Origin of the sequence: Mycobacterium sp., from assembly GCF_965229265.1 — a bacterium.
Taxonomy (GTDB): domain Bacteria; phylum Actinomycetota; class Actinomycetes; order Mycobacteriales; family Mycobacteriaceae; genus Mycobacterium.
In genome coordinates, this window is sequence record NZ_CBDDIY010000013.1 from 118,905 (window position 1) to 143,472 (window position 24,568).

The 24,568-nt window shown below is 66.4% G+C and carries 21 protein-coding genes and 1 pseudogene; 7 read left to right on the forward strand and 15 right to left on the reverse strand.

Going from position 1 to position 24,568, the window contains the following annotated elements:
* Positions 1-63 precede the first annotated feature (63 nt).
* The gene (locus tag ADBZ9K_RS22665) at positions 64-1,095 is read left to right on the forward strand and encodes a fused (3R)-hydroxyacyl-ACP dehydratase subunits HadA/HadB (protein ID WP_526624510.1); all 1,032 of its coding nucleotides are present in this window, start codon (positions 64-66) and stop codon (positions 1,093-1,095) included.
* A 72-nt stretch (positions 1,096-1,167) separates the two neighbouring features.
* Positions 1,168-3,303 carry an EAL domain-containing protein gene (locus tag ADBZ9K_RS22670; RefSeq protein WP_526624512.1) on the forward strand — a complete coding sequence of 712 codons (2,136 nt, stop codon included), beginning with the start codon at positions 1,168-1,170 and terminating at the stop codon, positions 3,301-3,303.
* A 114-nt stretch (positions 3,304-3,417) separates the two neighbouring features.
* On the opposite strand, the gene ADBZ9K_RS22675 is transcribed toward ADBZ9K_RS22670, so the two are convergent.
* Positions 3,418-4,293: a universal stress protein gene (locus ADBZ9K_RS22675; protein ID WP_526624514.1), complete on the reverse strand. Its 876-nt coding sequence runs from the start codon at positions 4,291-4,293 to the stop codon at positions 3,418-3,420.
* A gap of 170 nt (positions 4,294-4,463) precedes the next feature.
* Between ADBZ9K_RS22675 and ADBZ9K_RS22680 the strand changes: the two genes are divergently transcribed.
* A complete protein-coding gene (locus ADBZ9K_RS22680; RefSeq protein WP_526624516.1) occupies positions 4,464-5,837 on the forward strand; it encodes an amino acid permease in 1,374 nt (457 codons plus the stop codon).
* 34 nt (positions 5,838-5,871) lie between these two features.
* Here the strand turns inward: ADBZ9K_RS22680 and ADBZ9K_RS22685 are convergent, their stop codons facing one another.
* From ADBZ9K_RS22685 to ADBZ9K_RS22695, 3 genes are read right to left on the reverse strand one after another with little or no spacing between them, the layout of a single operon-like run.
* The gene (locus ADBZ9K_RS22685) at positions 5,872-8,259 is read right to left on the reverse strand and encodes a PEP/pyruvate-binding domain-containing protein (protein ID WP_526624517.1); all 2,388 of its coding nucleotides are present in this window, start codon (positions 8,257-8,259) and stop codon (positions 5,872-5,874) included.
* Between the two features lie 3 nt (positions 8,260-8,262).
* Positions 8,263-9,240 carry a TIGR03617 family F420-dependent LLM class oxidoreductase gene (locus ADBZ9K_RS22690; protein ID WP_526624519.1) on the reverse strand — a complete coding sequence of 326 codons (978 nt, stop codon included), beginning with the start codon at positions 9,238-9,240 and terminating at the stop codon, positions 8,263-8,265.
* A complete protein-coding gene (locus tag ADBZ9K_RS22695) occupies positions 9,237-10,364 on the reverse strand; it encodes an Rv3169 family protein (RefSeq protein WP_526624521.1) in 1,128 nt (375 codons plus the stop codon). Before ADBZ9K_RS22695 ends, ADBZ9K_RS22690 begins: the two co-directional genes overlap by 4 nt.
* A gap of 42 nt (positions 10,365-10,406) precedes the next feature.
* On the opposite strand from ADBZ9K_RS22695, the gene ADBZ9K_RS22700 reads away from it, so the two are divergent.
* Entirely contained in the window at positions 10,407-11,075 is a 669-nt protein-coding gene (locus ADBZ9K_RS22700; protein ID WP_526624523.1) for a TetR/AcrR family transcriptional regulator, read from the forward strand.
* Here the strand turns inward: ADBZ9K_RS22700 and ADBZ9K_RS22705 are convergent.
* The 4 genes from ADBZ9K_RS22705 to ADBZ9K_RS22720 all read right to left on the reverse strand — a co-directional run bounded on the left by ADBZ9K_RS22705 (position 11,026) and on the right by ADBZ9K_RS22720 (position 15,670).
* Positions 11,026-13,188 (reverse strand): N,N-dimethylformamidase beta subunit family domain-containing protein, encoded by a 2,163-nt coding sequence (locus tag ADBZ9K_RS22705; protein ID WP_526624525.1) that lies wholly within the window; start codon positions 13,186-13,188, stop codon positions 11,026-11,028. The two genes, ADBZ9K_RS22700 and ADBZ9K_RS22705, sit on opposite strands and share 50 nt — an antisense overlap.
* Positions 13,182-13,586 (reverse strand): N,N-dimethylformamidase alpha subunit family protein, encoded by a 405-nt coding sequence (locus ADBZ9K_RS22710; RefSeq protein ID WP_526624526.1) that lies wholly within the window; start codon positions 13,584-13,586, stop codon positions 13,182-13,184. The genes ADBZ9K_RS22705 and ADBZ9K_RS22710 overlap by 7 nt, the downstream gene beginning before the upstream one ends.
* A 125-nt stretch (positions 13,587-13,711) precedes the next feature.
* Complete coding sequence (locus ADBZ9K_RS22715; RefSeq protein WP_526624528.1) at positions 13,712-14,620, reverse strand: coiled-coil domain-containing protein; 909 nt, start codon at positions 14,618-14,620, stop codon at positions 13,712-13,714.
* A gap of 168 nt (positions 14,621-14,788) precedes the next feature.
* Positions 14,789-15,670: a universal stress protein gene (locus ADBZ9K_RS22720; RefSeq protein WP_526624529.1), complete on the reverse strand. Its 882-nt coding sequence runs from the start codon at positions 15,668-15,670 to the stop codon at positions 14,789-14,791.
* 43 nt (positions 15,671-15,713) lie between these two features.
* Between ADBZ9K_RS22720 and mmuM the strand changes: the two genes are divergently transcribed.
* Positions 15,714-16,622 (forward strand): homocysteine S-methyltransferase, encoded by a 909-nt coding sequence (gene mmuM / locus ADBZ9K_RS22725; protein WP_526624530.1) that lies wholly within the window; start codon positions 15,714-15,716, stop codon positions 16,620-16,622.
* A gap of 58 nt (positions 16,623-16,680) precedes the next feature.
* On the opposite strand, the gene ADBZ9K_RS22730 is transcribed toward mmuM, so the two are convergent.
* The 6 genes from ADBZ9K_RS22730 to ADBZ9K_RS22755 all read right to left on the reverse strand — a co-directional run bounded on the left by ADBZ9K_RS22730 (position 16,681) and on the right by ADBZ9K_RS22755 (position 22,699).
* Positions 16,681-17,016, reverse strand: a complete 336-nt coding sequence (locus tag ADBZ9K_RS22730) for a hypothetical protein (RefSeq protein WP_526624531.1) — start codon at positions 17,014-17,016, stop codon at positions 16,681-16,683.
* A gap of 55 nt (positions 17,017-17,071) precedes the next feature.
* The gene (locus ADBZ9K_RS22735) at positions 17,072-18,496 is read right to left on the reverse strand and encodes an aspartate aminotransferase family protein (RefSeq protein ID WP_526624532.1); all 1,425 of its coding nucleotides are present in this window, start codon (positions 18,494-18,496) and stop codon (positions 17,072-17,074) included.
* 177 nt (positions 18,497-18,673) lie between these two features.
* The gene (locus ADBZ9K_RS22740; protein WP_526624533.1) at positions 18,674-19,867 is read right to left on the reverse strand and encodes a lycopene cyclase family protein; all 1,194 of its coding nucleotides are present in this window, start codon (positions 19,865-19,867) and stop codon (positions 18,674-18,676) included.
* An 82-nt stretch (positions 19,868-19,949) separates the two neighbouring features.
* The gene (locus ADBZ9K_RS22745; RefSeq protein WP_526624534.1) at positions 19,950-20,423 is read right to left on the reverse strand and encodes an LppA family lipoprotein; all 474 of its coding nucleotides are present in this window, start codon (positions 20,421-20,423) and stop codon (positions 19,950-19,952) included.
* Between the two features lie 88 nt (positions 20,424-20,511).
* Complete coding sequence (locus tag ADBZ9K_RS22750) at positions 20,512-22,365, reverse strand: alpha/beta hydrolase (RefSeq protein ID WP_526624535.1); 1,854 nt, start codon at positions 22,363-22,365, stop codon at positions 20,512-20,514.
* A 4-nt stretch (positions 22,366-22,369) separates the two neighbouring features.
* The gene (locus tag ADBZ9K_RS22755; RefSeq protein ID WP_526624536.1) at positions 22,370-22,699 is read right to left on the reverse strand and encodes a WXG100 family type VII secretion target; all 330 of its coding nucleotides are present in this window, start codon (positions 22,697-22,699) and stop codon (positions 22,370-22,372) included.
* A 624-nt stretch (positions 22,700-23,323) separates the two neighbouring features.
* On the opposite strand from ADBZ9K_RS22755, the gene ADBZ9K_RS22760 reads away from it, so the two are divergent.
* Together ADBZ9K_RS22760 and ADBZ9K_RS22765 are read left to right on the forward strand one after the other, a co-directional pair.
* Positions 23,324-23,920, forward strand: coding sequence for a hypothetical protein (locus ADBZ9K_RS22760; protein ID WP_526624537.1), 597 nt, complete (start codon positions 23,324-23,326; stop codon positions 23,918-23,920).
* Between the two features lie 65 nt (positions 23,921-23,985).
* Entirely contained in the window at positions 23,986-24,207 is a 222-nt protein-coding gene (locus ADBZ9K_RS22765) for a hypothetical protein (protein WP_526624538.1), read from the forward strand.
* 85 nt (positions 24,208-24,292) lie between these two features.
* On the opposite strand, the pseudogene ADBZ9K_RS22770 reads toward ADBZ9K_RS22765, so the two are convergent.
* Positions 24,293-24,538, reverse strand: a pseudogene (locus ADBZ9K_RS22770) (GyrI-like domain-containing protein); the annotation flags it as partial.
* Between the last annotated feature and the right edge of the window lie 30 nt (positions 24,539-24,568).

Here is a 24,568-nt window from a genome sequence, read left to right on the forward strand (position 1 = left end):
CCGCAGGTTAGGGTGCATTTATCGACCTCATCGAACCGGGCGATAGAAAAGTTGAGCACATTCATGACCGCAGCAGCAGACACGTCCCCGCTCGAAGCGCGGGTTGGCCACTACTACCAGATGGACGGCACGTACCTGGTCGGCCGGGAGAAGCTGCGTGAATACGCCCGCGCCGTGCAGGACTACCACCCCGCGCACTGGGACGTCGCCGCCGCAGCAAAGCTGGGCTACGCGGACGTCATCGCGCCCATCACGTTCACCTCGGCGCCGGGCATGCAATGCAACCGGCGCATGTTCGAAGAGATCGTCGTCGGTTACGACACCTACCTGCAGACCGAAGAGGTTTTCGAGCAGCACCGCCCGATCGTGGCCGGAGACGAACTGCTCATCGACGTCGCGCTGACATCGGTCCGCCGGACCGCAGGCCGAGACTTCATCACCGTCACGAACACCTTCACCGACGCCGTCGGCGAGCGGGTGCACACCCTGCACACGACCGTCGTCGGCATCACCGGCGAGGACATCGACGCCGGGGTCAAGGCTGCGGTGCAAAAGGCGATGATGCACGACATGAACATCCTCGACCTTCCGGGATCGGATGGCGAGTACACGAAGCAGCTGCGGCCCGCGGGCGAGATCCGGATCTCGAAGGGTGGGCTGACCCGTACCACGGCGACGCCATCGTTCGAAGATGTGCAAGTGGGCGCGGAGCTGCCGGTGCACCACACCAGGCTGTCCCGCGGCGACCTGGTGAACTACGCCGGGGTGGCCGGCGACGCCAATCCGATCCACTGGGACGAGGACATCGCCAAGCTGGCCGGACTGCCCGACGTGATCGCCCACGGCATGCTCACCATGGGCCTGGGTGCCGGATTCGTCTCGTCCTGGTCGGGTGACCCCGGCGCGGTGACCCGCTACTCGGTGCGGCTGTCCCAGCCGGCGATCGTCTCGGCCAAGGAGGGCGCCGACATCGAGTTCACCGGCCGGGTCAAGTCGCTGGACCCAGCCAGCCGTACCGGGGTCGTGATCGTGGGCGCGAAGTCGGACGGCCGAAAGATCTTCGGCCTGGCCACGATGAACATCCGTTTCCACTGACCCGGCGCCACAAAATATGACTTTGCCGTCAATTTTCTCCGCGCTGGGGCCGTCTGCGCTCTACTGAAAGACATGCGCTTCGAGGGCGTCGGCGAACACCCCGCCGAGGGTGCGCCCGAGATCCCCGTCGAGTCGGTTCGCACCTTACTTGGCCTCATCCGAGGCCGGCTCGGTCTGGACACCGCCTGGCTGTCGTCCATGCGCGACGGGGCGCCGGTCTTCGAGGTGCTCGACGGCGACGCCGACGGGATCGGCCTCGCCCCGAGCGACCGCTCCCGGCTGTCCGATTCGTACTGTGTGCGCGTCATCGACGGAAATCTGCCCACGTTCGTCCCCGACACGCAGGCCGCCCGAACGGGCGGCCTTCCGTTGGCCCGCGACCTGGGCATCGGCGCCTATGTCGCTGTGCCGGTGCTCAACCGCGACGGTGCCACGATCGGGATGGTCTGTGGCGCCAGCCGGGAGCCCAGACCGCAGCTCGGCGAGGTCGACCTGCGCATCGTCAGGCAGGTCGCCGAACTCATCGGGACGCTGATCGAATTACCTGAAACCGCGCCGGATACCATCGCGACCCAACGCGCAGCGATTCGCAACGTGGTGTCCCACAATGACTTCGAGGTCGTCTTCCAGTCGATTCATGATGTGACATCCGGCGCGGCGATCGGCGTGGAAGCGCTGGCGCGCTTTCCGCGCGCACCGTTTCGGCCGGATGCCTTCCTTGCGCAGGCGGCGCTGATGGGTCTGGGGATCGAGCTGGAGACGGCGATCCTGATGCGCGTCATCGGCATGATGGCTCAGCTCCCCGATGACCTTTTCGTGGCGGTGAACATCTCACCGGCAGCGGTGCTGGTTGCGCCCTGGACGCAGCTGCTCGACGGTGTCGATGCGTCCCGTCTCGTGCTGGAGCTCACCGAACACGACGCCGTGCTGGATTACGGCGCCCTCGACGACGCTCTGACACCGTGCCGCGCGCGGGGTGTTCGGGTTGCCGTCGACGACGTCGGTGCCGGGTTCTCCTCCTTCTCCCATGTACTCGAACTGGGCCCCGAATTCGTCAAGATCGACCAGTCGATCACCCGCCGCATCGACGTAGACGACGCGCGGCGGCGACTCGCGCACGCCATCGCCGAGCTTGCGGCACAGATGGGCGCGACCGTGATCGCCGAAGGCGTCGAGAACCAAGGTGAACTGGATGCCGTCGGCGCGGTGGGCATCGGATCTGCCCAGGGGTACTTCCTCAGCCGCCCGGGGCCGCTGGCACAGGGGTTTCCGCGAGCCGCTGTCACCGCCCAGCCTGCCGATCGACTTCCCACCGGCGTCGACGTCTTGGCAGACCGCCGATTCGAACTGGCGCTTGCCCATTCGCCGATCGGCATGGCCGTCGTCGGTCTGGACGGGACATTCATGCGCACCAACCGGGCCCTGCGGTCCATGCTCGGATACAGCAAGCGAGAACTGGCCGAGCTCACCTTCCAGGAGATCACCCACCCCGACGACCTGGAAGCTGACGTGGCAATGCTCACCGAATGCCTGGAGGGCAGGCGGCGCTCTTACCGCATCGATAAGCGCTACATAGCCGCCGACGGGCACGTCGTGTGGGGCGCCCTGACCGTCGTGAGTGTGCATACCCCGAGCGAGGGCCCCCGCTACTTCGTCTCACAAATCGTCGACGTGACCGCCGACCGGGTTCGTGAGGCCGCTCTGGCCCGTCAAGCTGCCACCGATCCGCTCACAGCGCTCGCCAACCGGTCAGCCGGCTGGAATCGCTTGGAGCGACTCGAATCGAGCGGAGCCGGCTACGGCGTCCTGTTCTGCGACATCGAACGATTCAAGGCTGTCAACGACCAACGCGGTCACCTCGCCGGTGACCAACTGCTGGTGGAGGTCGCCGACCGCTTGCGCGCGGCCGCCAGCGACCAGGATCTCGTCGCCCGTTGGGGCGGCGACGAATTCCTGGTGATCACCGACGCGGTCGACGACTCGGACCTTGCCCGCTTGAAGGATCGGATCGGCGATCAGTTCGATGGCAAACCGGTCGTCCTCAGCGACGGTGTGCACATTTCGGTGGGGCTCACAATCGGATTCTCGGCCCATCGCCCGGGCGACGGGCGTTCCATCGACATCGTCCTCGACCGTGCAGACCAAGCGATGTATGAGGCCAGGCGGCGTCGGAAGAGCGGCACTGATGGCCGGACAATGAACCTCTAAAGTCCTCAACAGCAAGGCTTTTCGTAGATCACTCGCATCGATACCCGTGCGGCGCTTCGGCGCTGCCGAGGAGACGTCGCCAGTTTCACGATGCCGCGCGCCACGCGAAGCGGATCAGGCCGTTTCGTCGCCCCGCGGCCACACGATCATGGGCGCCGGCAGCTCCCGCATGATCTTGCTGGCCGAGTGACCCAGGAAAAGCCGCTTCGGTTGGGCCAGGCGGCTGGAGCCGATCATGACAACCTCGCTGTCGGCGAAGTCCAATCCGCGCACGGCATCCTCCAGCGAGTCACCGTGGCCGACGACACTGGTCACTGAGGAGCCGGCCGGAAGCGCCGCATTCGCTTTGCCCACCAACCTCGCCGCATGCTCCTCGGCCAGCGCGGTCCACTCCCGCCGCCGATCCTCGCTGCCGCCCTCGCCGACGGCCACCAACGACATCAGCCGCAACGGCACCTGCCATTCGGCCGCCAGGCGGATCGCATTGTCGAGCAGGCTCTCGTTACCCGGTCGCATCCCGATCGCGCAGGTGATCCGGGTGACCCGGGGGTGGCTTTCATAGTCCGCCGGGGCCAGGGCGACCGGCACCGTCGATGCGTGCAGCAAGGCATCGGCCAGGCTTCCCACCCCGAACCGCCCGGTCCGAACCCGATGGTAGGTGCCGACGACGATCAGAGCCGCCTCACCGCGGTCGGCGTCGGTCGCCGCGTCGAGCAAGCCTTCGGTGATCGAGTCTGCCCGGTAGAGGTGGCCTTCCGCGCGCACACCGTCGGGTACCCGCGCCAGGCCGTCGTCGAGCCATTCCCGGCCCTGCTCTTCAACTTCGGCGTTGAATGCGTGGTCGGGTGAATACATCTGGAAGGTCGGGGCGTCGCTGGGCAATACCGTGATCAGATCCAGGGTCGCACCCGAGGACCGGGCCAGAGTTGCCGCGAGGTTGACCCCGTCGAGACCGCGCTGGCGAGGCCCGTAACCGACGACATAACGCATGGTTGGTGACGCTAACACGGTGATCCGTGCTGATGGGCCTCTGCGGGCAGGTTTGCCTGACACGACGAGCCGCGCACCGGGTGTGTCCACCCAACGCCGCGCGCAGCTATCAGTCATTGTGGTAAGCCACAGGGAACTGTTCGGGACGATGTGAAGATGGCGGGAGCAAAATGACTCAGGCTGCCTCCGGGGCACCGGGCACCACCAAGTTGGCCCGGACGCTTGGTCTGTGGGCGATCGTTGGACTCGGCCTGGGCTACATGACGCCGACCGTCGTCTTCGACACCTTCGGCATCGTCTCGGTCGAAACCGGCAACGTCGTCCCGACCGCCTACATCTTCGCGTTGGTGGTCATGACGTTCACCGCGATCAGTTACGGCCGGATGACGCAGGTCTTCCCGTCGGCCGGTTCGGCCTACACCTACACCTCCTCGACCATCAGCCCCAACGTCGGATTCCTGATCGGCTGGGCGGCGCTGCTCGACTATCTGCTGCTTCCTCTGGTCAATGCGCTCATCATCCGCAGCTACCTGTACTCGTTCTTCCCGTCGGCACCGGCGTGGATCTGGGTCGTCGTCTACGTCGCCGCGATCACCGGGATGTGCCTGTTCAGCATGACCAACACCTCGCGGGTGAACATGCTGCTGGTGGTGTTCGAGGTGGTACTGATCGGGGTGTTCCTCGTTCTTGCCACCAAGTCCCTGATGGACGGCATGGGCAACGGAACCATTTTCTCGACGGAGCCGCTGTGGCACGAGGGCGTGCACCTCAACCTGGTCATCACCGGCGCCACGATCGTGGCGTTCTCGTTCATCGGCTTCGACGCGATCACCATGTACACCGAGGAGGCCAAGGACGCGTCGTTGGTGCCCAAAGCGATCGTGTACGCACTGCTGATCGGCGGCGCCATCTTCTTCGTCTCGGCCTTGTTCACCCAGTCGCTGTTCCCGGATGTGTCCGGTTTCAGCCAGGAGTCCCTGGAGAACAGCGCGCTGCCCGAGATTGCCTTCAATGTCGGTGGGCACCTGTTCAAGATCCTGCTCACCTCGGCGGCGTTCGCGGCCGTGGTGGCCTCCAGCCTGGCCTCGCACGCGTCGGTCTCGCGCCTGCTCTACGTCATGGGGCGCAACGGTCGGGGCCCGGTCGGGCGCTTTTTCGGCCACCTACATCCGAGCTTCCAGACCCCCTCCTACGCAATTCTTTTCGTTGGCGCGGTGTCTCTGTTGGCAATTTCGTTCAACCTGGATTTCGTGGCCTCGCTGATCAACTTCGGCGCCCTGATCGCCTTCACCTTCGTCAACCTGACCGTGATCGTGTACTTCGCCTACCGGCGGCGCGAGGTCAACGGGGCGCGCCAGATCCTGCGCAACATCGTCCTGCCGGCGCTGGGGGTCGCGTCCACCGTCTTGCTGTGGGTGTATCTGTCGGCCGATTCGACCCGCTACGGCATCATCTGGTTCGTCATCGGCATTGTCGTGCTGGTGTGGCTGACACGATTCTTCCGGCGGCCATTGTCGGTGAACATGGGTGACGCCGAGGAGTGAGGCGCAGATGTTTTCGAGCTGACCACCCAGGCGCTCAGCTCTGCGCTATCCGCGTGACCAGCCCCTTGTCGCCGTCCACCCTGACACGATCACCGGTCTTGAACACCTGAGTGCCGACCAGGGTGTTCACCACGCAGGGAAGTCCGTACTCGCGCGCTACGACCGCGCCGTGTGACACCGAGCTGCCGATGTCGGTGACCAGGGCCGCGATCACGGTGAAGTACGGTGTCCAGCCGATATCGGTGACGGGTGCGACGAGGATCTCCCCGCGCTGCACGTCACGCGCATCATGGATCGACTTAGCCACGCGCACAATGCCTTCGGCGATCCCCCGGCTTGCCGGGCGCCCCAGAAGCTGGTCGTCGGTGAGAGCGCCCTGAGCGCGCGCAAGGATGGGTGCGGGCCGGCCCACGGAGACGTCCTCGAACTCCAGTGACTGTTGGAACGGCAGGGCAGCGCGGCGCTGCAGCGCCCGGTGCACCAGATCGGCGATATCGCCGTCGCCCACCACCTGGGGCAGCTCGGCGCGATCGAAGAAGAAGACCAGATCGGCGTCCGGAAGGCGCCCGGAGTCGGCCAGCACCTCACCCAGATGGTGGTAGCCGAGCTTGAGGCGGTGCGCCATCAGCGCCATCTTCGACTTGGTCTCCTCCCGCCCGCGAGCTCCACCCTGGGCCAGGCGGGCCAGCAGCCGGACCGTCCGCGACTGGGGCGCGTCGATGTCCTTGCGCGCCGGCTCCTCGACGGCCGAACCGCGGGCAGACTGCACCATGACCTGCATCATCGAACCGAGCCCGTCAGCGTCCTGCGCCCATGCGGGATCGCGCATGCACAATTCGCGGTAGCCACGGTGGCCGTGCCGAATCAGGAACTGCCGCAGCGCGACACCGCCACGCGTATCACCATTGCGCAAGTCGGTCAGAGCGTCCGGCGGGGCCGCGGCAAGGAACCGCTCGGCGGTGTCATCGTCGGCGGCGATCTCGCGCACCACCGCATGCAGTTCCTCGACCATCATGGCGCTCTCCACGTCGGCGGCCCCGGCCATCAGGCGGGCCGCCTCGGCTTGGCCCTCGTTCTCGTCGAGGCCGTTCTTGACGGCAGTGCGCACCAGGTAGCTCTCCAGCACATTCGCGCCCACCGCGGCCCGCGACGACGAGCGCACGTGGACCAGCGTCACGTGGCAGTACAGCTCGACGCCGGCTTCCAGCTGTTGGAGAACGCGCTTCGCGTCGCGACTGGTAGGGATGGGGAACGCCGCGATCTGGTCGCCGAGGCGGCGGATGGCCGGGCCGGCGGACAACGCGTGTGACGTGAGCCGAATCGTGTTGATCAGTTTGGGGATGAACGGCTTCGCCGGCTTCGGCTCGAGTTCCTCGACCACCCGCCCGCAGATCGACATCGAGAACTGTTCCAGCGAGTTGCCGAGAATGCCCGAACTCAGCGCCGTGCCTTCGGTCAAGTTCAAGAACATGTGCCCGTAGAAGTACCCGACCTGCAGCCACGGCTTGTCGTAGCGGTCCTGCGCCCGCGCCACCACCTGAGTGGTCTGCATGGCGTAGTCGATCGCGTAACCCGACACCGAGGCAGTCAGCGGACAGAATGCCCCCGGCATCATCTCGCCGATGTTGCATCGGGTGTACACATGGGACGGGCCGGCCACCGGGGTGTCCATGTCGTTAAGGTCACCGGGCAGCGTGGTGATCGGCCGGGCCTGAAGCCACCGCAGCTGCCCGGCTTTGTCGATCGCCCATTCCAGATCCATCGGCCTGCCCCAGTGCCCCGCCGCGCGCAGCGCGCCGGCGCGGATCTGTGCGACCTCCTCGTCGGAAAGGACGGGGACCTCGCCGACCTCCCGCACCGCCTGGGTGCCATCCGGGGTCACTACGAGATGGTCGGAGATGCCCGATCCATCGACCAGCGCTTCACCCAGCCCGGCGATCGCATCGATGATCATGAGATCCCTGCGGCCGGTGGCCGGGTCTGCGGTGAAGACGACTCCGGCCGCGCGCGCGTCGACCATCTCCTGGACGACCACGTGCATGGTGATTGCACCGGTTCCCGCCTCGTGGCTGCCGTAGGAGTAGGCGCGTTCCGACGTGACGGAGGCAGCGCACTTGCGCACGGCGGCGGCGAACCCGTCGAGCGAATCCACTCCGAGGACGGTGTCGTACTGTCCGGCGAACGACTGCTCGGTCCCGTCCTCTCCGGTGGCCGAGGACCTGACGGCAACCGCAGCGACCCCTGCTGCCTGCATCCGGGCGAACCGGTCCAGCACTGTGCCTGGCAGGGGGTGCTCGGAAGCCTCTGCGATGACGAAACCCGTTGGGACGGAGAGACCGAGCCGGGTCAGCTCGGCCAGGCCCAGCGCTTTGCCGCCGAACCGGTCGTCGACGATGTCGGCGAATTCGATTGCTATCTGCATGCGTCAGCCCAGCGCGTCGATGATTTCGGCCAGGGCCTCGGCGTCGATGGGCCCCGGTTGATAGAGACAGATCCGGTCCGAAACACCATCCACGCGATCCCGGATATGCGCGGCCACCTCGGCGGGGGTGCCACACGCGGCGATCGTGTGCAGCATCTCGTCGTCGATCAGGGTGGCCATCTCCTGCCATCGGCCTTGTTTGGACATGGCGTTGAGTTCTGGCTGCAGCTCTCCCCAGCCGTGTGCGTCCAGCACCGGACGGTAGGCGGGTGTAGAGCCGTAGAACGACAACAGCATCCGAGTCGAGGTGTGATCCTCACCTACCGAGACGATTATCTCGGGTACCACCGCGAAGTCGGCGGCGTCACGGCCGGCGGCCGCCAAGCCGGCGCGAACGTTGGGCATCGTCTTCTCGTGCAGGAACCGCTTCGACCCGAACGGCATCACCAGCAGCCCGTCGGCCACTTCGGCTGTCGCGCGGGTCATCTGGGGGCCGAGGGCCCCGAGATAGATCGGCGGCGGGCCGAACGGGTTCGGGCCTGGGTTGAACGTCGGCGTCATCAAGGTGTGCCGGTAGAACTCGCCGCGGAAGTCGAGGCGCTCGCCGGTGTTCCACGCGGCGAAGATCGCCCGCAGTGCGCCGACCATCTCCTTGATCCGCGCCACCGGGCGGTCGAACTCGGCGCCGTAGCGTTTCTCGATCTGCGCGCGGATCTGGGTGCCCAGCCCGAGGATGAACCGACCCTGCGAGATCTCCTGGAGATCATTTGCTTCGTGGGCCAGCTGGATCGGATTGCGGGGGAATGCAATCGCGACGTTGGTCATCAGGTCCAGGCCCTTGACCGTCGATGCCAAGACCAGCGGAGTGAACACTTCCCGCGGACCCTCGAAGGTGAAAACCCCCGACGCTCCGGCTTCGCGCAGCACGGCGGCGCGCTCCACCGCATCGGTCGGGCCGAACAGAGCTGTCATGACCTTCATGGCGTCGCCGTCTCCTGGACGTTGGTCCAGTCGGAGAACCCCGACGGGTGATGCGGGCCGATGATGGCGTGCTCGAACAGCCCCGCGCCCTCCTGCGTGCTGCCGTCGGGCTCGGTGCAGACCGCCCGGCCGACATGGTCGATCAGGCTGAAGGGGGCTCGGGCCAGAACATCGGGGTCGGTCAGATCGTAGGAGACGCGTTCGGCCGACGGTCCACCCTTCCACGTGCCGTGCGCCCACGTGGAGTCGCCACCGTAACCGGAGCCAAAGGCGATGGGCGCAAACAGCTTCGACTCGACGTCGAGCTGCAATCGACTTCCGGACCGGGTCAGCATCTCGATATGCGCACCGTAGGGAATGCGGGTGCCGGGCGTGTAGTGGATCGTGGCGCGCACGCCGTCGAGCTGTTCGACCCTGCCGTCGGGCCAACGGCGGGTGCAGTCGTAGAGGCTGCGATGGCCGTCCGGGTCCTCCTGGATGATCAGGAAGATCTGGTAGTCGGCGAACGCCAGCGGCAGGTACAGCCACCACATGCCGCCGAATGCGGTGTCCGGGCGCCCGGCCGGCTCGGGTTCGCCGATGGGCCGGATGCCCCAGGATCGGTCGCGGCTACCCACTGAGGTGGTGGTGTCGACATCCAGGCGGTCGCCGTCGACGTCGATCCAACCCTCCCAGGTGCCCAGCTGGGCAAACCGGCACGCCTGCAACGTGACTCGGCGCTCCGAGTTCATCTGATGCGGATGCTCCAGGGCTGCGGGGAACAAGCCGCGCCACCGCAGATCGACCGAGATGCCCTCGGTCTCGGCGACGGTCAGGTGCAGTTCCTGCAGGGGCTCAACGACATCGAGACGGTACCCGTTGACGTTCTGATGGAGTCGGTCCCCGTCGATCGCGTCACTGAATCGAACGGCGGTCTGAGTGTCTCCGCGGCGGATCAGCAGGTAGGCGTCCTTGACCCCCAGCCGTGGGTAATAGCCGATCCCGGTCAGCGCCATGAAACGTCCGTCGCGATCAAGCACGTTGAAGTACGAGCGGTCGTAAAAGTTGCGATCCGAGGTGGCCGGAGCGCTGATCGGCACGGGCGCCTGGTGGATCGGGTACTCGTCGAGCGGACTCAGGATCAACGGGCTCTCCAATAACGATACGATGCGAGTTATATTGGAATCATGAGAACAGATCGGCCCGAAGATGACAAGGGACCTGCCCGGTCCCCTGCGGGTCGACCTCGCGACGGAAAGATCGATGCCGCGATCATCCAAGCCACCCGCGATCTACTGCTCGAGACGGGTTACTCGGCGCTGTCGTTGTCGGCCATCGCGGCGCGCGCCGGAACCACCACCGCTGCGATCTACCGGCGTTGGTCGGGCAAGGCGCAGCTCGTTCACGAAGCGATACTGCCGGCCGAAGTCATGGCCATGCCCAGCGCTTCTGGTGACATCGCTGAGGACATCCGCGCCCTGGTAGAGGCGACGCGCGCCATGTTCGATCGCCCCGAGGTCCGGCTCGCCCTGCCGGCATTGATCGCCGACACCGTGGCCGATCCAGATGTCCACAGCAGAATGATCTCGCGATTCGCCGGCAGTCTGGACACCTTCCGGACCCGTCTGGACCAACAGCCCCACGCCGGTGGGGACGATGGCGACCTACCCCTGCTCGCCGAAGTCGTCGTCGGCAGCGCAATCTTCCGCATCATCATTCGGCACGACGCCCCGCTGGACGAAGCCTGGGCGAACAACCTCACCACGTTGATCAGCTCGGGATGGCCCTCGGTGTCACCCGGTTCGGTCAGCGGAATGGGCGCGGGTCAAGAAACCGGCGAAGCACGTTCTCGGTGATGCGCGAGACGTTGTTGTCGTAGTCGTTGTCCGACAGGCTTCCTGCCCACGCGATGGAACCCACGGAGAATACCGCGCCCGCCTCTGGAGTCTCGAAGAACACCAGATCGGCTCGTGCATTGGGATTTTCGTCAGCACCAAGGGCCGGTCCGGTCTCCAGGAACTCCTCCGGAACCAGGTAGTAGGCGTTGGTGTGGCGTTCGGAGGAGGCCAGAACGTACGCGTTCGGCGGCGTCCCGAGTTCCGCTGCCGCACGGTCGAGTTCGAGGCCCGCCGCACCGCCGCCGATCAACCCGAAATCGCCGATCAACTCCTCAGCACCCACCCCGTCGAAGACGAACGCCACCTCCGGCGCGAAGCTGTCCGGTTGCCGTCGGTAGTACGACGACACATCGAAACCCTGGCAGGAGAATCCGACGCCGACCAGCTTCTGCGGCGCGCGACCCTGCCGCAGCCACAGTCCGCCATAGCGACCGTCGAAATCCTGGTAGTACTCGCCGGGATTGGCCGCCCAGGCCCGCACGCCGGTTTCGGCCCTGCGTAGCTCGATGATGCCGGGATGCTCCGGGTGAAAGGCGATGCGCCAGTAGAACCCGTCCCCGCCAAGGTACATCAACCGCCCGCCGCGATTGATGTACGTCTGGACGGCATCCCACATCTCGGTGGAGGTGTATTCGGGATGGGACCCGGTCAGCACCACGGCATAGGGCTCCAACAACGCAGAGCCGACCCGGTGCAGCTCTTCGTCGGTGTAGATGTCGACGCCAAACCCCCTGGCGTCTAACCAGTCCACGATGTGGGTGTCGGCATTGAACTGCCACAGCTTCGAACCGCCGAACCCGCCGAGCAGGCACTGCACCTTGGGCCGCATCTGCAGCAGCGGACGCAGCCGCGACGAGTAGCAGATCCCGCTGCCGTCGGAGTGCTCGTCGTAGAGCGATCCGCCATACTCCCAGTGTTCGTTGAGGAACAGGTCCGGCGGTGTCAAGACATTGAGGATGTTGTTGAGCAGTTCACCGTTTCCGCCGTCGGTGCCGAGATGATCGTTGCCGTAAGCCATGTAGCTGGCCGTCGGCAGGATCAGGGCGATACGCTGCTCGTTGCCGGGGGCAGGACCGACGGTGAACGGGATGTATTCCTCAGCGTCATCGGTACGTAGTCGCGCAGCGTAGAGACCGCTGGGCATCGTCGACGGGATGGTCAGGGAGAAGTCGGTGTCCCAGCCGGCGTCGTAGATGTCGTCGTCGTGGAAGTGCAGCGCCCCCCACTGCGAGGGATCCTGCTTGAAGTCCATCTGCTCGCCGGTCCAGTTCCATCCGGTCATCGCCCGGGCCGGGAAGTTCACGATCCTGCCGTGCAGCTGGTTGGCTGACGTGTCGACCGCCGTCTGCGACGACATGTCAGCACTGAAATCCCACGCGCCCACCAGCTCATCGCCACCGACGTCACACCACAGTTGCGGGCTGTCGATCTTGCCGTTGAAGACCGACGTCGGGCCAGGGAATGCTGCGAACATCAGTGGCGCCGTGGTCGATCCCGGCTGGCATTCCAGTCGGCCTTCGGCAGTTGCGGCGTCGTCGATCCCCGGCACCGGCTCGAGGGGAACCTGGAACACCGTCGCCGTACCGCTGGCGGCGTCGAAGCTGGCCCCGATCCGATACCAGCGCCTAGCCTGCAGTGGCACAGCGGTAGTCAGGACGCAAACCCGTTCACCGTCAGCGACTTTCACTGCGACGCAGCCCGATGGGTCGATGAGCAACGCGAAGCCTGCCGAATCCGACCACTTGGTGATCAGCCCCTGTTCACCCTTGTCGGGCGTGGTAGGCCAGAGATACGCCGCCAGCGCGAAGCTGCTCAGCTGCAAGGCCGGGGCGTCGGGGACTGCCACGTACGAGCCGGCTTTGATGTCCTGTGGCCGGCCCGGGTAGACGCCGTTGGCCGGGGTGTCGACGACCGTCTCCTTGACCCCGGGTCCGTCGGGATTGGTGTCGCCGCAGACGATTCGGACAATCTCGGCGAGGTACTGTGGCGCGGCGGCGCAGTTGACCTTGAAGCCGATGGTGTCGCCGGGCCGGCAGTACAGCAGGTCGCTGTAGCCGGTGAGCGTCAGCATGGGGTGTCGTCGAGGACGAGGTCTTCGCCGACATGTTCTTTCCAGCGCAGTCCGAATACGGCTCGCTCCGCGGTCAGAAGATCGGTGAAGGTTCGGTCCAGCAGGCACACTGCTTGACCGCGCACCCCGGTCAGGCGCGCCAATTGCCATTTCCGGTGTGGGATCACCTCGATCAGCACGTACTTGCCGGCCAGCGGTTCACCCCGCAGAACATTGAGCACGCGTTGCAGGCCCGGACTGTGCAGACCGACCGGTCTTGCCATGAACTCCCGCGCGAAGGGCAGATCGGTGACCGGATCGATGCGGTACTTCGACTGCGTCATTGCAGCGATGATAAGACCGACCCAACGCCCTCGCACTCCGAAGGCGCCGGCTACCGGCAGCGCGGCGCTGTACACGGCCCGCGCGGCAACCGTGACCGCGTCGCCAATTCTTCACCGGCACAGACACATTAGCCGTAGCGATCAGCGAGGTGTCATGGGGGTGAGTCAGCGTCGGCACACCCGGGACGGGGGCGGGTCGCCTAGGACACCGTGACGTGAACGTGGTTGAAGTGGTTGGCCACCCGCCACATCGTGTAGCGAACACCGAAGCGTTCCGCCTGGCTTTGAACGTCGGCGTTGATGGTGTCGCCAAGGGTCATGTCCGAGCCGATCATGATGTCGATGGCATGACCGCTGGGATGGTCGGGAAGGGGATCCGGGCGCACCCCGCCGATGGTCTGGACGCCGGGATAGGTGGCGATGATGTAGGCGGCGAGGGTTCGCGCGTTGGGAACCAGACCACCCATCCCGACCGTGGGGACCGCCCCGCCGGGGCCCAACAAAGCCTGTTGGGCGGCGGGCAGCGTGGAGTAGGCCGCCTTGACCAATCTGACCTGGGTCTCCAGCTGCGATTGCACCTTCTGCAGGTTCGTTCGCAGCGCGGCAGCCGCGTCGGCGGCCGCTTGGGCGGCCACCGCGGATTCGGCCGACGCCGCCTCGACGGTCTCGGCCTGCCGCTTGGTCTCGCGGAAGACGCGCAGCTGCCCGGCCATCTCGTCGGCGATCGCTCGTTGAAAGGCGAGTTCGTCGATCAGGCTCTTCGGCGACGCGGCGGCCAGGAACGCGCCGATGCTGTCGGTGCGCCCGGCCACATAGACCGCAGCCGCCGCCGTGTCGACCCGGCCTTGGTAGGCGGCCAGCTGCACCTTGGTGGCATCGAGATTGGCCAGATCCTCGGCGTGCCTGCTCTCGGCGTCGCTTTGCAGCTGCAGCTTCTTCTCGAAATCGAGTTCGGCGGCCTGGACGCTTTCCATCAGCTGCTGCGCCTGCTTGGTCAGCGCGTCGAGCTTCGCCAGTTCGTCCTGCGCGGGGTCGGCGAAGGCGGTACCGCTCCACACCATCATCAGGGCCGTCAGGATCGCGATCACGGCGACCGACGTCCTGCTCACGCCCGATCTCGCCGCACAAAGCGGTAGGAACTTCACGACTGCGCATCCTTTGACTGCCGTCGACGTCTTCTTCGCCGAACTGCCGGCCCGTATGCCTTAGGTCTCGGAAAGGTTACGGAAGCGGCGTCGGGGTTGTCCAACCGAGGGCTGATGACGCCGGCCAATGGGCTACCGGACCACCAACACCGGGCATTCGGCGTGGTGGATGAGGTTCTGGCTGACCGAGCCGAGCAGCGAGGTGGCCAGGCGGCCGCGGCCATGACTGCCGACGACCACCAGCTGGGCCTCCCGCGACAGATCGGTCAGCCCCTTCGCGGGGCTGACGTCCTGAAAGACCTCGGTAGCGTGGGCGTTCGGGTACTTCTTCGCCAGCGGTTCGACAAGCTCGTCCATCCGTTGGCGCTGCTGGGTCTGCAGCACCTCGAGCAACGGCCAATCCATGTAGCCCTGGCCGCCGAGATCACCCATGCCGACCGCCGCGTCGATCTCCCACATGTGCACCACGGTCAGTGGTGCATGCAGCGTGCGGGCGATGTCGAATGCCTGCGCGAGCGCACGCGACGACTCCTCGGATTCGTCGACGCCGACGACGACGGGCAGTGGCTTGCCGGTCCGCTTGGCAACCGGTGGACGCCAGACCACGACCGGGCAGTGGGCCCGGTGCGCAATTCTCACGACGTGTCCGCCCAGCGCGCGATGGTCGGCCGCGCCCGTGCCCACCACCAGAAGCCGGGCGGATTCCGAGGCCTCCGCCAAGGCGGTCGCGACCGCACCCTTCACGGTGGCTGTGCGGACCACGAGATCCGGATGTGTGGAGGCCACCGCCTTCTCCGCCGCGGCGAGCACCGCATCCGCGCTGGCGCCGCGCTCAAGTTCGGCGGGCACCTCGACCCGGGCGAAATGCCAGTCCAGCTGTGGGACCGCATGCAGCAGCGTCAGCTCGAGACCCTGCTTGGTGGCGAACTCTGCCGCCCACCGGGCGCTGCCGAGCGCGGTGTCCGATCCGTCGATACCCACGACGACGGGTTGATTGTTCGGTGCGGTGCTCATTGCGTGAGCCTATTGGGGTCGCCGGCTCCCCTACGGTGTGCCTATGGCAACTTCGGGTTTCACCGTGCCCGCTGACGGTGTGTTGATCAGCGACGGCGGCCTGGCCACCGAACTCGACGCCCGCGGTCACGACCTGTCCGACGACCTGTGGTCAGCGCGGTTGCTCGCCGAAGCTCCTGCTGAGATCGTCGCGGTGCACGAGTCGTTTTTCCGCGCCGGGGCGCAGTTCGCGACGACGGCCAGCTACCAGGCTTCCTTCGAAGGCTTCGCCCATCGCGGCATCGACCGTGCCGCCGCCGAACGACTGCTGCGTCTCAGCATCGAACTGGCCCGGACAGCACGCGACTCGTCGGCTCCTTCCGGATGGGTCGCGGCCTCGGTCGGGCCCTACGGTGCGATGCTCGCCAACGGTGAGGAATACGTCGGCCGCTACGGGCTCAGCATCGCCGAGCTGACCGCGTGGCACCGGCCCCGACTGGAGGTGCTCATCAGCGGCGATCCGGACGTCCTGGCGCTGGAGACGGTTCCCGACAGCGACGAAGCCGAAGCACTCGTGGGGTTGGTCCACGAACTCCAGGTTCCGGCCTGGCTGAGCTACACCATCGCCGGTGACCGGACCCGGGCCGGGCAGCCGCTCGAGGAGGCGTTCGCCGTCGCCACCGACGTGCCCGAGATCGTCGCTGTCGGCGTCAACTGCAGCGCACCTGGTGACGTCCTGGAAGCCGTGGCCACCGCGCGCCGGGTGACCGGAAAGCCGGTGATCGTCTACCCCAACAGCGGCGAGGTGTGGGACGGGGCGAACCGCGCGTGGATCGGTTCGCCGGGCTTGGATACCGACCTGGCCAGCGCGTGGGTCGAGGCCGGCGCCCGGATCGTCGGCGGCTGCTGCCGGGTCCGCCCCGACGACATCGCCGCGATGGCGGCGGCGATCGGTGACTCTCCCCCATCGTGATTGCGGCCGGCGCCGCCGACAAGCCCGTCGTCAACGAGCCGTCAGCTCGCGCCAGGGGCTACGGCAGGTAGCAGGGCTCCGCGCCGGGCGTGTAGTACGGCAGGCCGGTCGGGGAGATGCAGGGCGCCTCGCCGGGGAACGACGGGACCAGCGAGTACGCGTAGCTCTCGGGGAACCCGTAGCGAACCCAGTCACCTGCCACTGCGTCAGCCACTCCGACTCCCACCGCCGCGTCGACGGCGTCACCGGCGAAACCCGGGGTGCAACCCCCGACGGTCACGTGCCGGCCGCCGACGTCGCCACAGATTTCGGCCTGGGCTACCGGGGCGATCGCCGCGGGAAGCGCCGACAGGGCGGCCGCGCTCAGCAGGATCGCTGCAGTCATTTTGTTCATGCCGTCAATATCGCCGGGAAGGTGATGCGCGTTACAGCCGCCCGACGCTGGAGGATCATGCGCGCAACGCCTTGGCCAGTTCCCCGAAGGCGCCGACCCACTTGCCCATGTCGGCATCGGTGTGAGCCAGCGACACCAGCCACTGATCGTCCATGCCCGGCGGGGTCAACACGCCACGGTTGATGCCCCACAGCCAGCCCAACTCAGCGACCTCGAAGTCGGTGCTCAGTTTGTAGTCGCGGTAGTTGCGGATGGGGGTCGGTGACCAGGTGATGGCGCCCTTGACGCCGAAGCCGACGGTGTGAGCAGGCAGCTCGTACTCACGAATGATGGCGTCCATGGCCTCCATGGCGTTGTCGTTGATCTGCTCGGCCGCAGCCAACGCCTGCGGGGTGGCGATCTCATCGACGGCGGCGGCCGCGGCCATACATAGCGGGTTGCCGTTGTAGGTGCCGAAGTGGGCCATCCGATTGTCGACGACGACCTGCATGACTTCGGCCGTGCCGCCGAATGCCGCCAGCGGCAGACCGCCGCCGATGGACTTGGCCAACGTGATGAGGTCCGGTTTGACGCCAAGGCGCGCGGCGGCGCCGTGGGCGCCGGCGGTCAGGCCGGTCTTGACCTCATCGAAGATCAGGAGCACGTGGTGGGCGTCGCACAGTGCACGAACGCCGGCGATGTAGCCGGCGTCGGGCAACACGATGCCGAGGTTCTCGATGACCGGCTCCATGACCACACAGGCGACATCCTTGCCATGGGTGGCCAGCATCCGTTCCATCTGGCCGAGATCGTTGTAGGCCACCGTGTGCACCACACCGGGCTCGACATCGAAGGGCACCTGCGGGATCGGGTTGTCCGCGGGGCCGACGTCGGCGAGGTCCGGCTTGACCGACACCGAGAGCCCGTCGTAGCCGCCGTGGTAGCCGCCCTCGATCTTGATGATGGCCTTGCGTCCGGTATAGGCCCGTGCCGTGCGCACCGCGTACATGGTCGACTCGGTGCCAGAGTTGGTGAACCTCAACATGTCCAGACCGAAGCGCTGCTTGAACTTCTCGGCGACGTCGGTCGAGACCGGTGACGGGGTCACGAACAACGTGCCGATGTCGTCCAGACTTTGCTTGACCTTAGCGACCACCGTCGGGTTCAGATGGCCGACGAGCATCGCCCCGAAGCCCATCGACAGGTCCAGCACCTGGCGGTCGTCACAGTCGGTGACGTAGGCGCCGCGGGCGGACTTGATGCTCATCGGATACGGATCCCAGTACTGGAAACTGCTGGTCACCCCCAACGGCAAGGTCTTGCTGGACCGCGCCGCGTGGTCGGCGGAGCCGGTGGTCGTGGCGCTGTAGCGTTCCCATTCCTTGGCCATGAGCGCCGAGACCCGTGCCGGATCCAGCGGGGTGAAGGATGAGGGCAGCTGCCGCCAGCCGGCGGGATCGTGGGCAGGAAACGCAGTAGCTGCGTCTGTCGTTTGACTCATCGAGATCACCCTCAGCTAATCGTTACGGAACTCTGGGGCAGCCTAACCTGCCCGCTCGCGGTTGCCCTCCCGAATCAGGAGCGCGCCCACGAGGCGAGCTCGACTGGCGTTCGACGACCCGACTCACTCGGTAACGAGCCGAGTCGGGATGCAGCACAAGCTCATCAACGACGGCGCTCAATTCGCAGGCGGGGCGCCGTCATCATTGGCGCGCAGCGGTCGCATCAGGGCGGGCAGGACCAGGTGTCGCCGCATGCGCCAGTCCGACTCCCGGAAGAGCCTGGCCATCGCCGCGACGGTGCCGCCAGCGTCGTCGCGGCCGGTGAGGTAGGCCCAGCGATGGGCGTCGGGCAACGAGAAGAACTGTTCGAAGAAGCCGGGGACCTCGTCCTCGGGCATGCGCAGTAACGCCTCCAGCCCGATCCGGCGGATGCGGTGGATCGCTTTCGCCGCAGGTGACCAGACGGTGGCCTGGCCGGCGGCGAGCGCACGGTCCGGGCCGGCGGGCAGGTGTGCGGCAATCGCGTCGGCCACCCGAGGGGCGAGTTGGAGCGAGGCGGCGACACTGAATCCCGTGGCCGGGTGGATCAGCGGTGCGGCGGCGCCAAACCCGAGCACGTCGCTTCCCGAGTGTCGCGGATGGTCGACGCGGAACGAAACCTTTTCCGTGAGGGCATCTTTCGGAGGGGCGATGTCGTGGTGGTCTAGCCGCGCGTGGAGCCGCCGGCGCAGGGTGGCCAGCGGCAGCCCGGGCCGGCGCGCCAGTGAGGTCTCTTCCACGAGCACCCGGCCCTCACCAAGGGGGACGACGTAGAGGAACGTTGGCCAGCCGGGCTCGCCGTGGTCGGCGCGCCAGTCCATGAACAGTGCCTCACCGGGCGCGACGAGCGGCGTCACGGCGTGCTCGTCGAGGATCACACCGTAGGCGGTTTGTTCGGCGGGCACTGCGCGCGCCGGGGCCGGATCCAGGGGGCGCCACCGGCCCGCGGCGTCGACGACGACCGAGGCCCGCAGTGTCGACCCGTCGGCCATCGCCACCACGCCCGGCTCCGGCGACCCGACGGCACGACCCGCGTGCACGGTCACCCCGGTGAACTGCTCGGCGAGGTGGCCGCGCAGCGCGTCGATGTCGAGGACGACGTAGTCCCAGCCCAGACGATGTTCGGTCAGTGCGATCGCCCGGCCGGCCGCCCTGGCCGCGACGACCGAGGCCGGCAGATCGGCAGGCAGTTCGGCGCTCCACATCCCGTAGGTCGCCACCCACGGCCGGTCCGGGTTCGGGTCCAGCAGGCCGACCTTCAGGCCGCGCTGGCTGCACGCCGCGGCCAGCGCCATGCCGGCAGGCCCGGCCCCGACCACCAAGACGTCCATACGCTCCATCGTGGCAGTTGATGCACGGCATGTTGATGACATAACCGGAACATGCGCGGTCGGGGCGCCGCGGCCGGCTGAGTCAGCCGCCAGCGCGAGGCAAGCGGCAACCCGTATAGCCAGAGATCGCGAGATTGCCCTGATAACCGACTGTCACGGAGAGCCCGGCCGGGCCGTAGAAGCCGACATCGTGGCGGCCGGGCTGGTCCTGCATCGTCTGCATGTCGGTAGCGTTGATCTTGGCGGTGGCGGCTTTGGCCACTTCCAGAATCTTGGCCCAGTCGCCCTCTGACACAGCGATATTCGCAGCAACCCGATCGGGCAGGTAGTAACGTTTGCCACCGCTCTGCTCGTATGGCTGCTGGCATTGATCGGATGCCCCGCCGTGCAGGTCTTCGAAGCGAGCTGTCGGGATGAGAGCCGTTACCGCGGAGGAGATCTCGCTGACTGCCGCCTGCACCTGGGCCTGGGTATCCTCCAGCGACGGCAAGGCCGTCAAATCAGCGGCAGCCTTCGCGGCATCGGTGGTTGGGGTTGGTTCGTAGGGCTTTGCCACGTGACATCCTGTCGCCGTCAGGGCGAACGCCGTTACCGACGCAGCCACTGCGAGCCGGGATCGACGATATCGCTTGGTCATAGGGGGTTCACTTCTGTCGTATGACGTTCTGGTCAAGGCCCGCTATCACAGCCGCGATGTTGTAGACCGTCGTCCGCGGGACCGTGCGACCGTCGGGCCCCACCGTGGTGCCGGCCCGAGGATAGTCGCTATGGCCATGGGCAGCATCGAGATTCACGGTTCCTCCGTATCCGTCGGGGATGCTCGCCGCCCCGGTTTCCATATGGGTGAAGTTCGGATTTGTTGCTGGGTTAGGACCGAAATCCCCCGCACCGGTCAGATCGGCGGCACCGAGGCCGGATTCGGCCAGGGTATTGAACGGGGGTGGTAGCAGCGGTGCCGCCGAGTGAGCGATCTTGGGGCCGTCGTAGACCCATTGGATGGGATCGTCGGGGGTTTCCATGGTGAATACCTGCCCAGGCTGGAGCCCCAGCTGTTGCGGCGTGGTCGCTTCGATGCCGGGAGAGCCGTAGAAGATCGCGTTGTCCACACCATGATCGCCCGGTTCTTGCAGCGCCAGGCCGGTCGTCAACGAGCCATAGGAGTGCCCGATCGCGGTCAAGTCGAGTGGGCCGTGATGGGCGGCGGTGATGCCGTCGTAGAAGCGTGACAGGTCGTGGGCGCCGGCGCGGGCGACGGTGTCGTGGCTGACGTCGTAGCCCCCGGCCAGCGATGCGCCGATGTCGCCACCGCCGGGAATCTGCGGCGGGTCATATCCGATCCAGGCGATAGCGCTCACGGTGTCGTGTTCATGTCCTGGAATCTGACTCAGCTGTTTGAGAGCTTGCCGCTGCAGATCCGTCGCTTCAGAGGTCATTCCCCCGATGGCACCGTGAACGGTGGTATTCAACCCCGGGGCTGTCACTGAGACGTGCGTGGCCGAGTCCGGGTCGCCCACCGCGATGGCAGCCCGAGCCTGGCTGCCGCTCTGGGTGTCAAGGAGCATCAACTTGCGGTCCGAGCCCGCCGAGACGGCCTTCTTGACCTCGGTCAGATCCGGCAGGTACCTGGCACCGCTCAGCGCGGTGTCGTACTGGCGTTGCCACTGTTCGTATTTGAGCCGGTCATCGAAGATGGCACCCGGCTTGTTGGGCTCAGGAACGTTCTGCCCGCTGGCCCAATCGGGGTGTTGTGCCTTGAGCGCGTCGACCTGAGCCTGCGCGGCCTGAGCGTTGGTCAGCTGATCCGCCAGGTTGAGCTGGTTGTAGTGGTCGGCGCCGGGATGATCGGGATCGCCCGCCGGCATGCCCGGGTGATTTCCGATGTTGTGGTCGCGGCTGTAGAGGTAGTCCTTCTGTTCCCTGGACAGGCTTCGCCAGTAGTCGGTGAACTGCTTGGGGTCATCCGGTGGCGGCCGATCGGGAATCTCGGGATGGGGACCCGACGGGGGGATGGCGGTCTTGCCGCTGGCCATGTTGATCGCGTTGGCCAGCGCCATGTCGACGAGGTTGGCTTCGGCGACGATCTTGTCCAGGCGTGGCTGCAACTGGGCTTGTTTGAGTTCGGCCTCCATCGGGTTGCGGACCTTAGGACCGGGCAGCACGGTATTGGTCACCGGATCGATCTCCATACCCAACGATTCAGCGTCAGCCTTCAGGGTGGCCAATTCGCTTCTGATCCGTTCGATGTTGTCCGCGGCGCTGCGGGCCGCATTGGCCACAGCGAGCGCCTCGTTACCGTGGGCGTCGAGATCCTTGCGGGTCTGCCCGATCGCCTCCTCCGCCGCTGCGGCCGCCTGACCACCCCACGTCTCGAAGCCCGGCAACGTCGCCAATCCGTCGGCGGCGTCGAAGTTCGCCTGTGCACGACTGGTCGCGGCGTGGAAAACCTCCCGGACGTCACCGGGGTTCCAACGCTCGATATCGAGGACGGTGAGGACCACGGTGTCACATGGCGGTGTGGGCCGCGATCGTGTTCGCGGCCCGTGCCGGTTCCTCGAGCTCGTGGCTGTTGCGTTGCTCCATCTCCGCGAACCCTTGGGCGCTGGCGTGCAGACCCTGGGCATGATCACGCAACCGCTCGAGCTGGGCATTGGTGGTGGCCAGCCACCGCTCGGACAGGACCGTCATCGCCGCTGCCGAGAGCCCCTGCCAGCCCACCTGCGCCGCGTCGATCCGGCTCGCGGCCGCAGCGTGCTCGATCGCCATGTGCTCGCCGTGGCCGCTGACCGCGACGCCGGCCGCGGCCAGATCCTCAACATTGACCCGAAGCGACATCCCATCCCCCTCCAGACCTGCTTAGTCAGGAATACCAGCAAAGGCCAGGACAGCGCCAGCAACCCTGCACTGGCGTGGGCGAGGGATTCAGCAGGGTGGGCCAGCGCGGCTGTCCTGTGACATGTGGCGACACCCAGAGTGCGGATGGGATACGGACGCCCAGGGGATCCCTCGGGGCCGGGTCGCACGGATGGGAGTCCCTGAACGTGCGTTCGTGGTGGCTGTTAGTTGCCGTCACCGGACCAGGACGTACCGCCGGGCGGCAGCTCACTTGGACTCGGGCTCAACTTGGTGTACGCATCCGAAACTGTTGCAGGTAGGCTGGGGTTATGTCTGGCTTACCGGACACGGACCTGCAGGTTATGCGGCGGGAGCTTGGGCGGATCTATCCGTGGGCGCCCGATGAAGCGCTGGACGCCGCCACTGAGCTGGTCTCAGGCCAATTGGATAGATATGACGGCCAGCCGACGTACACGCTGGAGCGTTACGAGCGGGCCCAGGCTATCGCCGCGGAGCTGGCGACGCTGGTCGGACGGCCGCCGGCTGGGTATGACCAAGAGTCGGACCGATCGCATCGCGGTCTTACTGAAAAGCTGCGCGGGCTGAATCCACTGGGGTTGTTGCGTGGGCCCGGCGGTGATGAACGGCGAGGCCTTCACCGCTGAGGGCGACCCGTCGGATGACGTTCACGGCGGAACTGCCGCCACCTCAAACGGTGTTGAACACGAAGAGAAGCCGGCTCCAGCTGGAGCCGCCTCACCGACGGCGGCCGAGGTGCGGGCAGCCGCTGGCTGGGCACCGCAGACGGGTGAGCGCATCGAGGGTGGCGCCCTCATCCGACTACTGACCCATTTCACCTGGGCCACAATGATTCTTACTGCCTGGGTGGGCCTTTTTGTGGCCGTAGGTGCTGGCCTATTCGTGTGGGTGACGGTACATCAGGACGCCGCGATCGCGTACGACGTGATCACTCAACACATCTCACCTACCGACCCACAGCGCCGCGGTTTCGGCGTCGGCGAGTACCTGCTGGGGATTTTCGGCTATTTCGTCGCTCCAGCGATCATCGGAGCAGTAGTCGCGGGCGTCTTCGTGACAAACAGCACCATGTCGGAGGAGCGGGCCGCTAAAGGCCTGGCCCTGGCCGCCAAGCTGACACGCTTGACGGGCAAGCACCGGAAGAAGCCTGCCAGGACCGGCGAGACGAAGGACAGCCGCTGATGCCGCGTCCCCGTCAACTCCAAGACCTATTCGAGAGCGATAATCCGGTTGAAGCCCGGTTCGCGTTGGACTACCTGACCAACCTGACCCGCACCGGCAATCCTGCCGACATCGACGAATCCACCTTCAAACGCGGTGCAACCGGCTGGCGTCTGACCTGCTGGGTGTTCCGCAGTTGGGGCAGAGCCGAACCCGAGTTGGATGCGATGGACTGGCTCACCATGACCAGGGGAAAGCCCATGGGGTTCGGCGCATTTCGACGATTCAATCAGGGCGGGAAAACTTGATTCGATCGCTCGCGCCGGCAGGTTCACGCAGCCCGGGATTCAGCCATGCCCCGGTTCCGAGGAATGAGCTGGCCGAGGACTGCCGTCAATCTGGCGGCGCGGCGGTGCTGAAGATCGGCCAACAAATCTCCGTGGCGGTGAACGTTGTCGGAGCTGCGGGTGCGGCACCGATGTAGTGTTCGCGGATCGGGCCCTGGTGGCTGATCAGACGTTCGTTCACCTATCGTCCCAGAGCCCCGTAGCTACGGTCGATGCCTTCATGTCCACCGGAGGGGGTGAGCACTGCGAACTCGGCCGGATGCAGGACCTCGGCACGGACGCCCTCCGGGGGTCCACGGCGGGCCGCACTGGCCTGCAACCT

Bases quoted from the DNA above. Each gene is read 5' to 3' on its own strand.
- ADBZ9K_RS22665 (WP_526624510.1), top strand. From the start codon at position 64: ATGACCGCAGCAGCAGACACGTCCCCGCTCGAAGCGCGGGTTGGCCAC.
- ADBZ9K_RS22670 (WP_526624512.1), top strand. From the start codon at position 1,168: ATGCGCTTCGAGGGCGTCGGCGAACACCCCGCCGAGGGTGCGCCCGAG.
- ADBZ9K_RS22675 (WP_526624514.1), bottom strand. From the start codon at position 4,293: ATGCGTTATGTCGTCGGTTACGGGCCTCGCCAGCGCGGTCTCGACGGG.
- ADBZ9K_RS22680 (WP_526624516.1), top strand. From the start codon at position 4,464: ATGACTCAGGCTGCCTCCGGGGCACCGGGCACCACCAAGTTGGCCCGG.
- ADBZ9K_RS22685 (WP_526624517.1), bottom strand. From the start codon at position 8,259: ATGCAGATAGCAATCGAATTCGCCGACATCGTCGACGACCGGTTCGGC.
- ADBZ9K_RS22690 (WP_526624519.1), bottom strand. From the start codon at position 9,240: ATGAAGGTCATGACAGCTCTGTTCGGCCCGACCGATGCGGTGGAGCGC.
- ADBZ9K_RS22700 (WP_526624523.1), top strand. From the start codon at position 10,407: ATGAGAACAGATCGGCCCGAAGATGACAAGGGACCTGCCCGGTCCCCT.
- ADBZ9K_RS22705 (WP_526624525.1), bottom strand. From the start codon at position 13,188: ATGCTGACGCTCACCGGCTACAGCGACCTGCTGTACTGCCGGCCCGGC.
- ADBZ9K_RS22720 (WP_526624529.1), bottom strand. From the start codon at position 15,670: ATGAGCACCGCACCGAACAATCAACCCGTCGTCGTGGGTATCGACGGA.
- mmuM (WP_526624530.1), top strand. From the start codon at position 15,714: ATGGCAACTTCGGGTTTCACCGTGCCCGCTGACGGTGTGTTGATCAGC.
- ADBZ9K_RS22730 (WP_526624531.1), bottom strand. From the start codon at position 17,016: ATGAACAAAATGACTGCAGCGATCCTGCTGAGCGCGGCCGCCCTGTCG.
- ADBZ9K_RS22735 (WP_526624532.1), bottom strand. From the start codon at position 18,496: ATGAGTCAAACGACAGACGCAGCTACTGCGTTTCCTGCCCACGATCCC.
- ADBZ9K_RS22740 (WP_526624533.1), bottom strand. From the start codon at position 19,867: ATGGACGTCTTGGTGGTCGGGGCCGGGCCTGCCGGCATGGCGCTGGCC.
- ADBZ9K_RS22755 (WP_526624536.1), bottom strand. From the start codon at position 22,699: ATGTCGCTTCGGGTCAATGTTGAGGATCTGGCCGCGGCCGGCGTCGCG.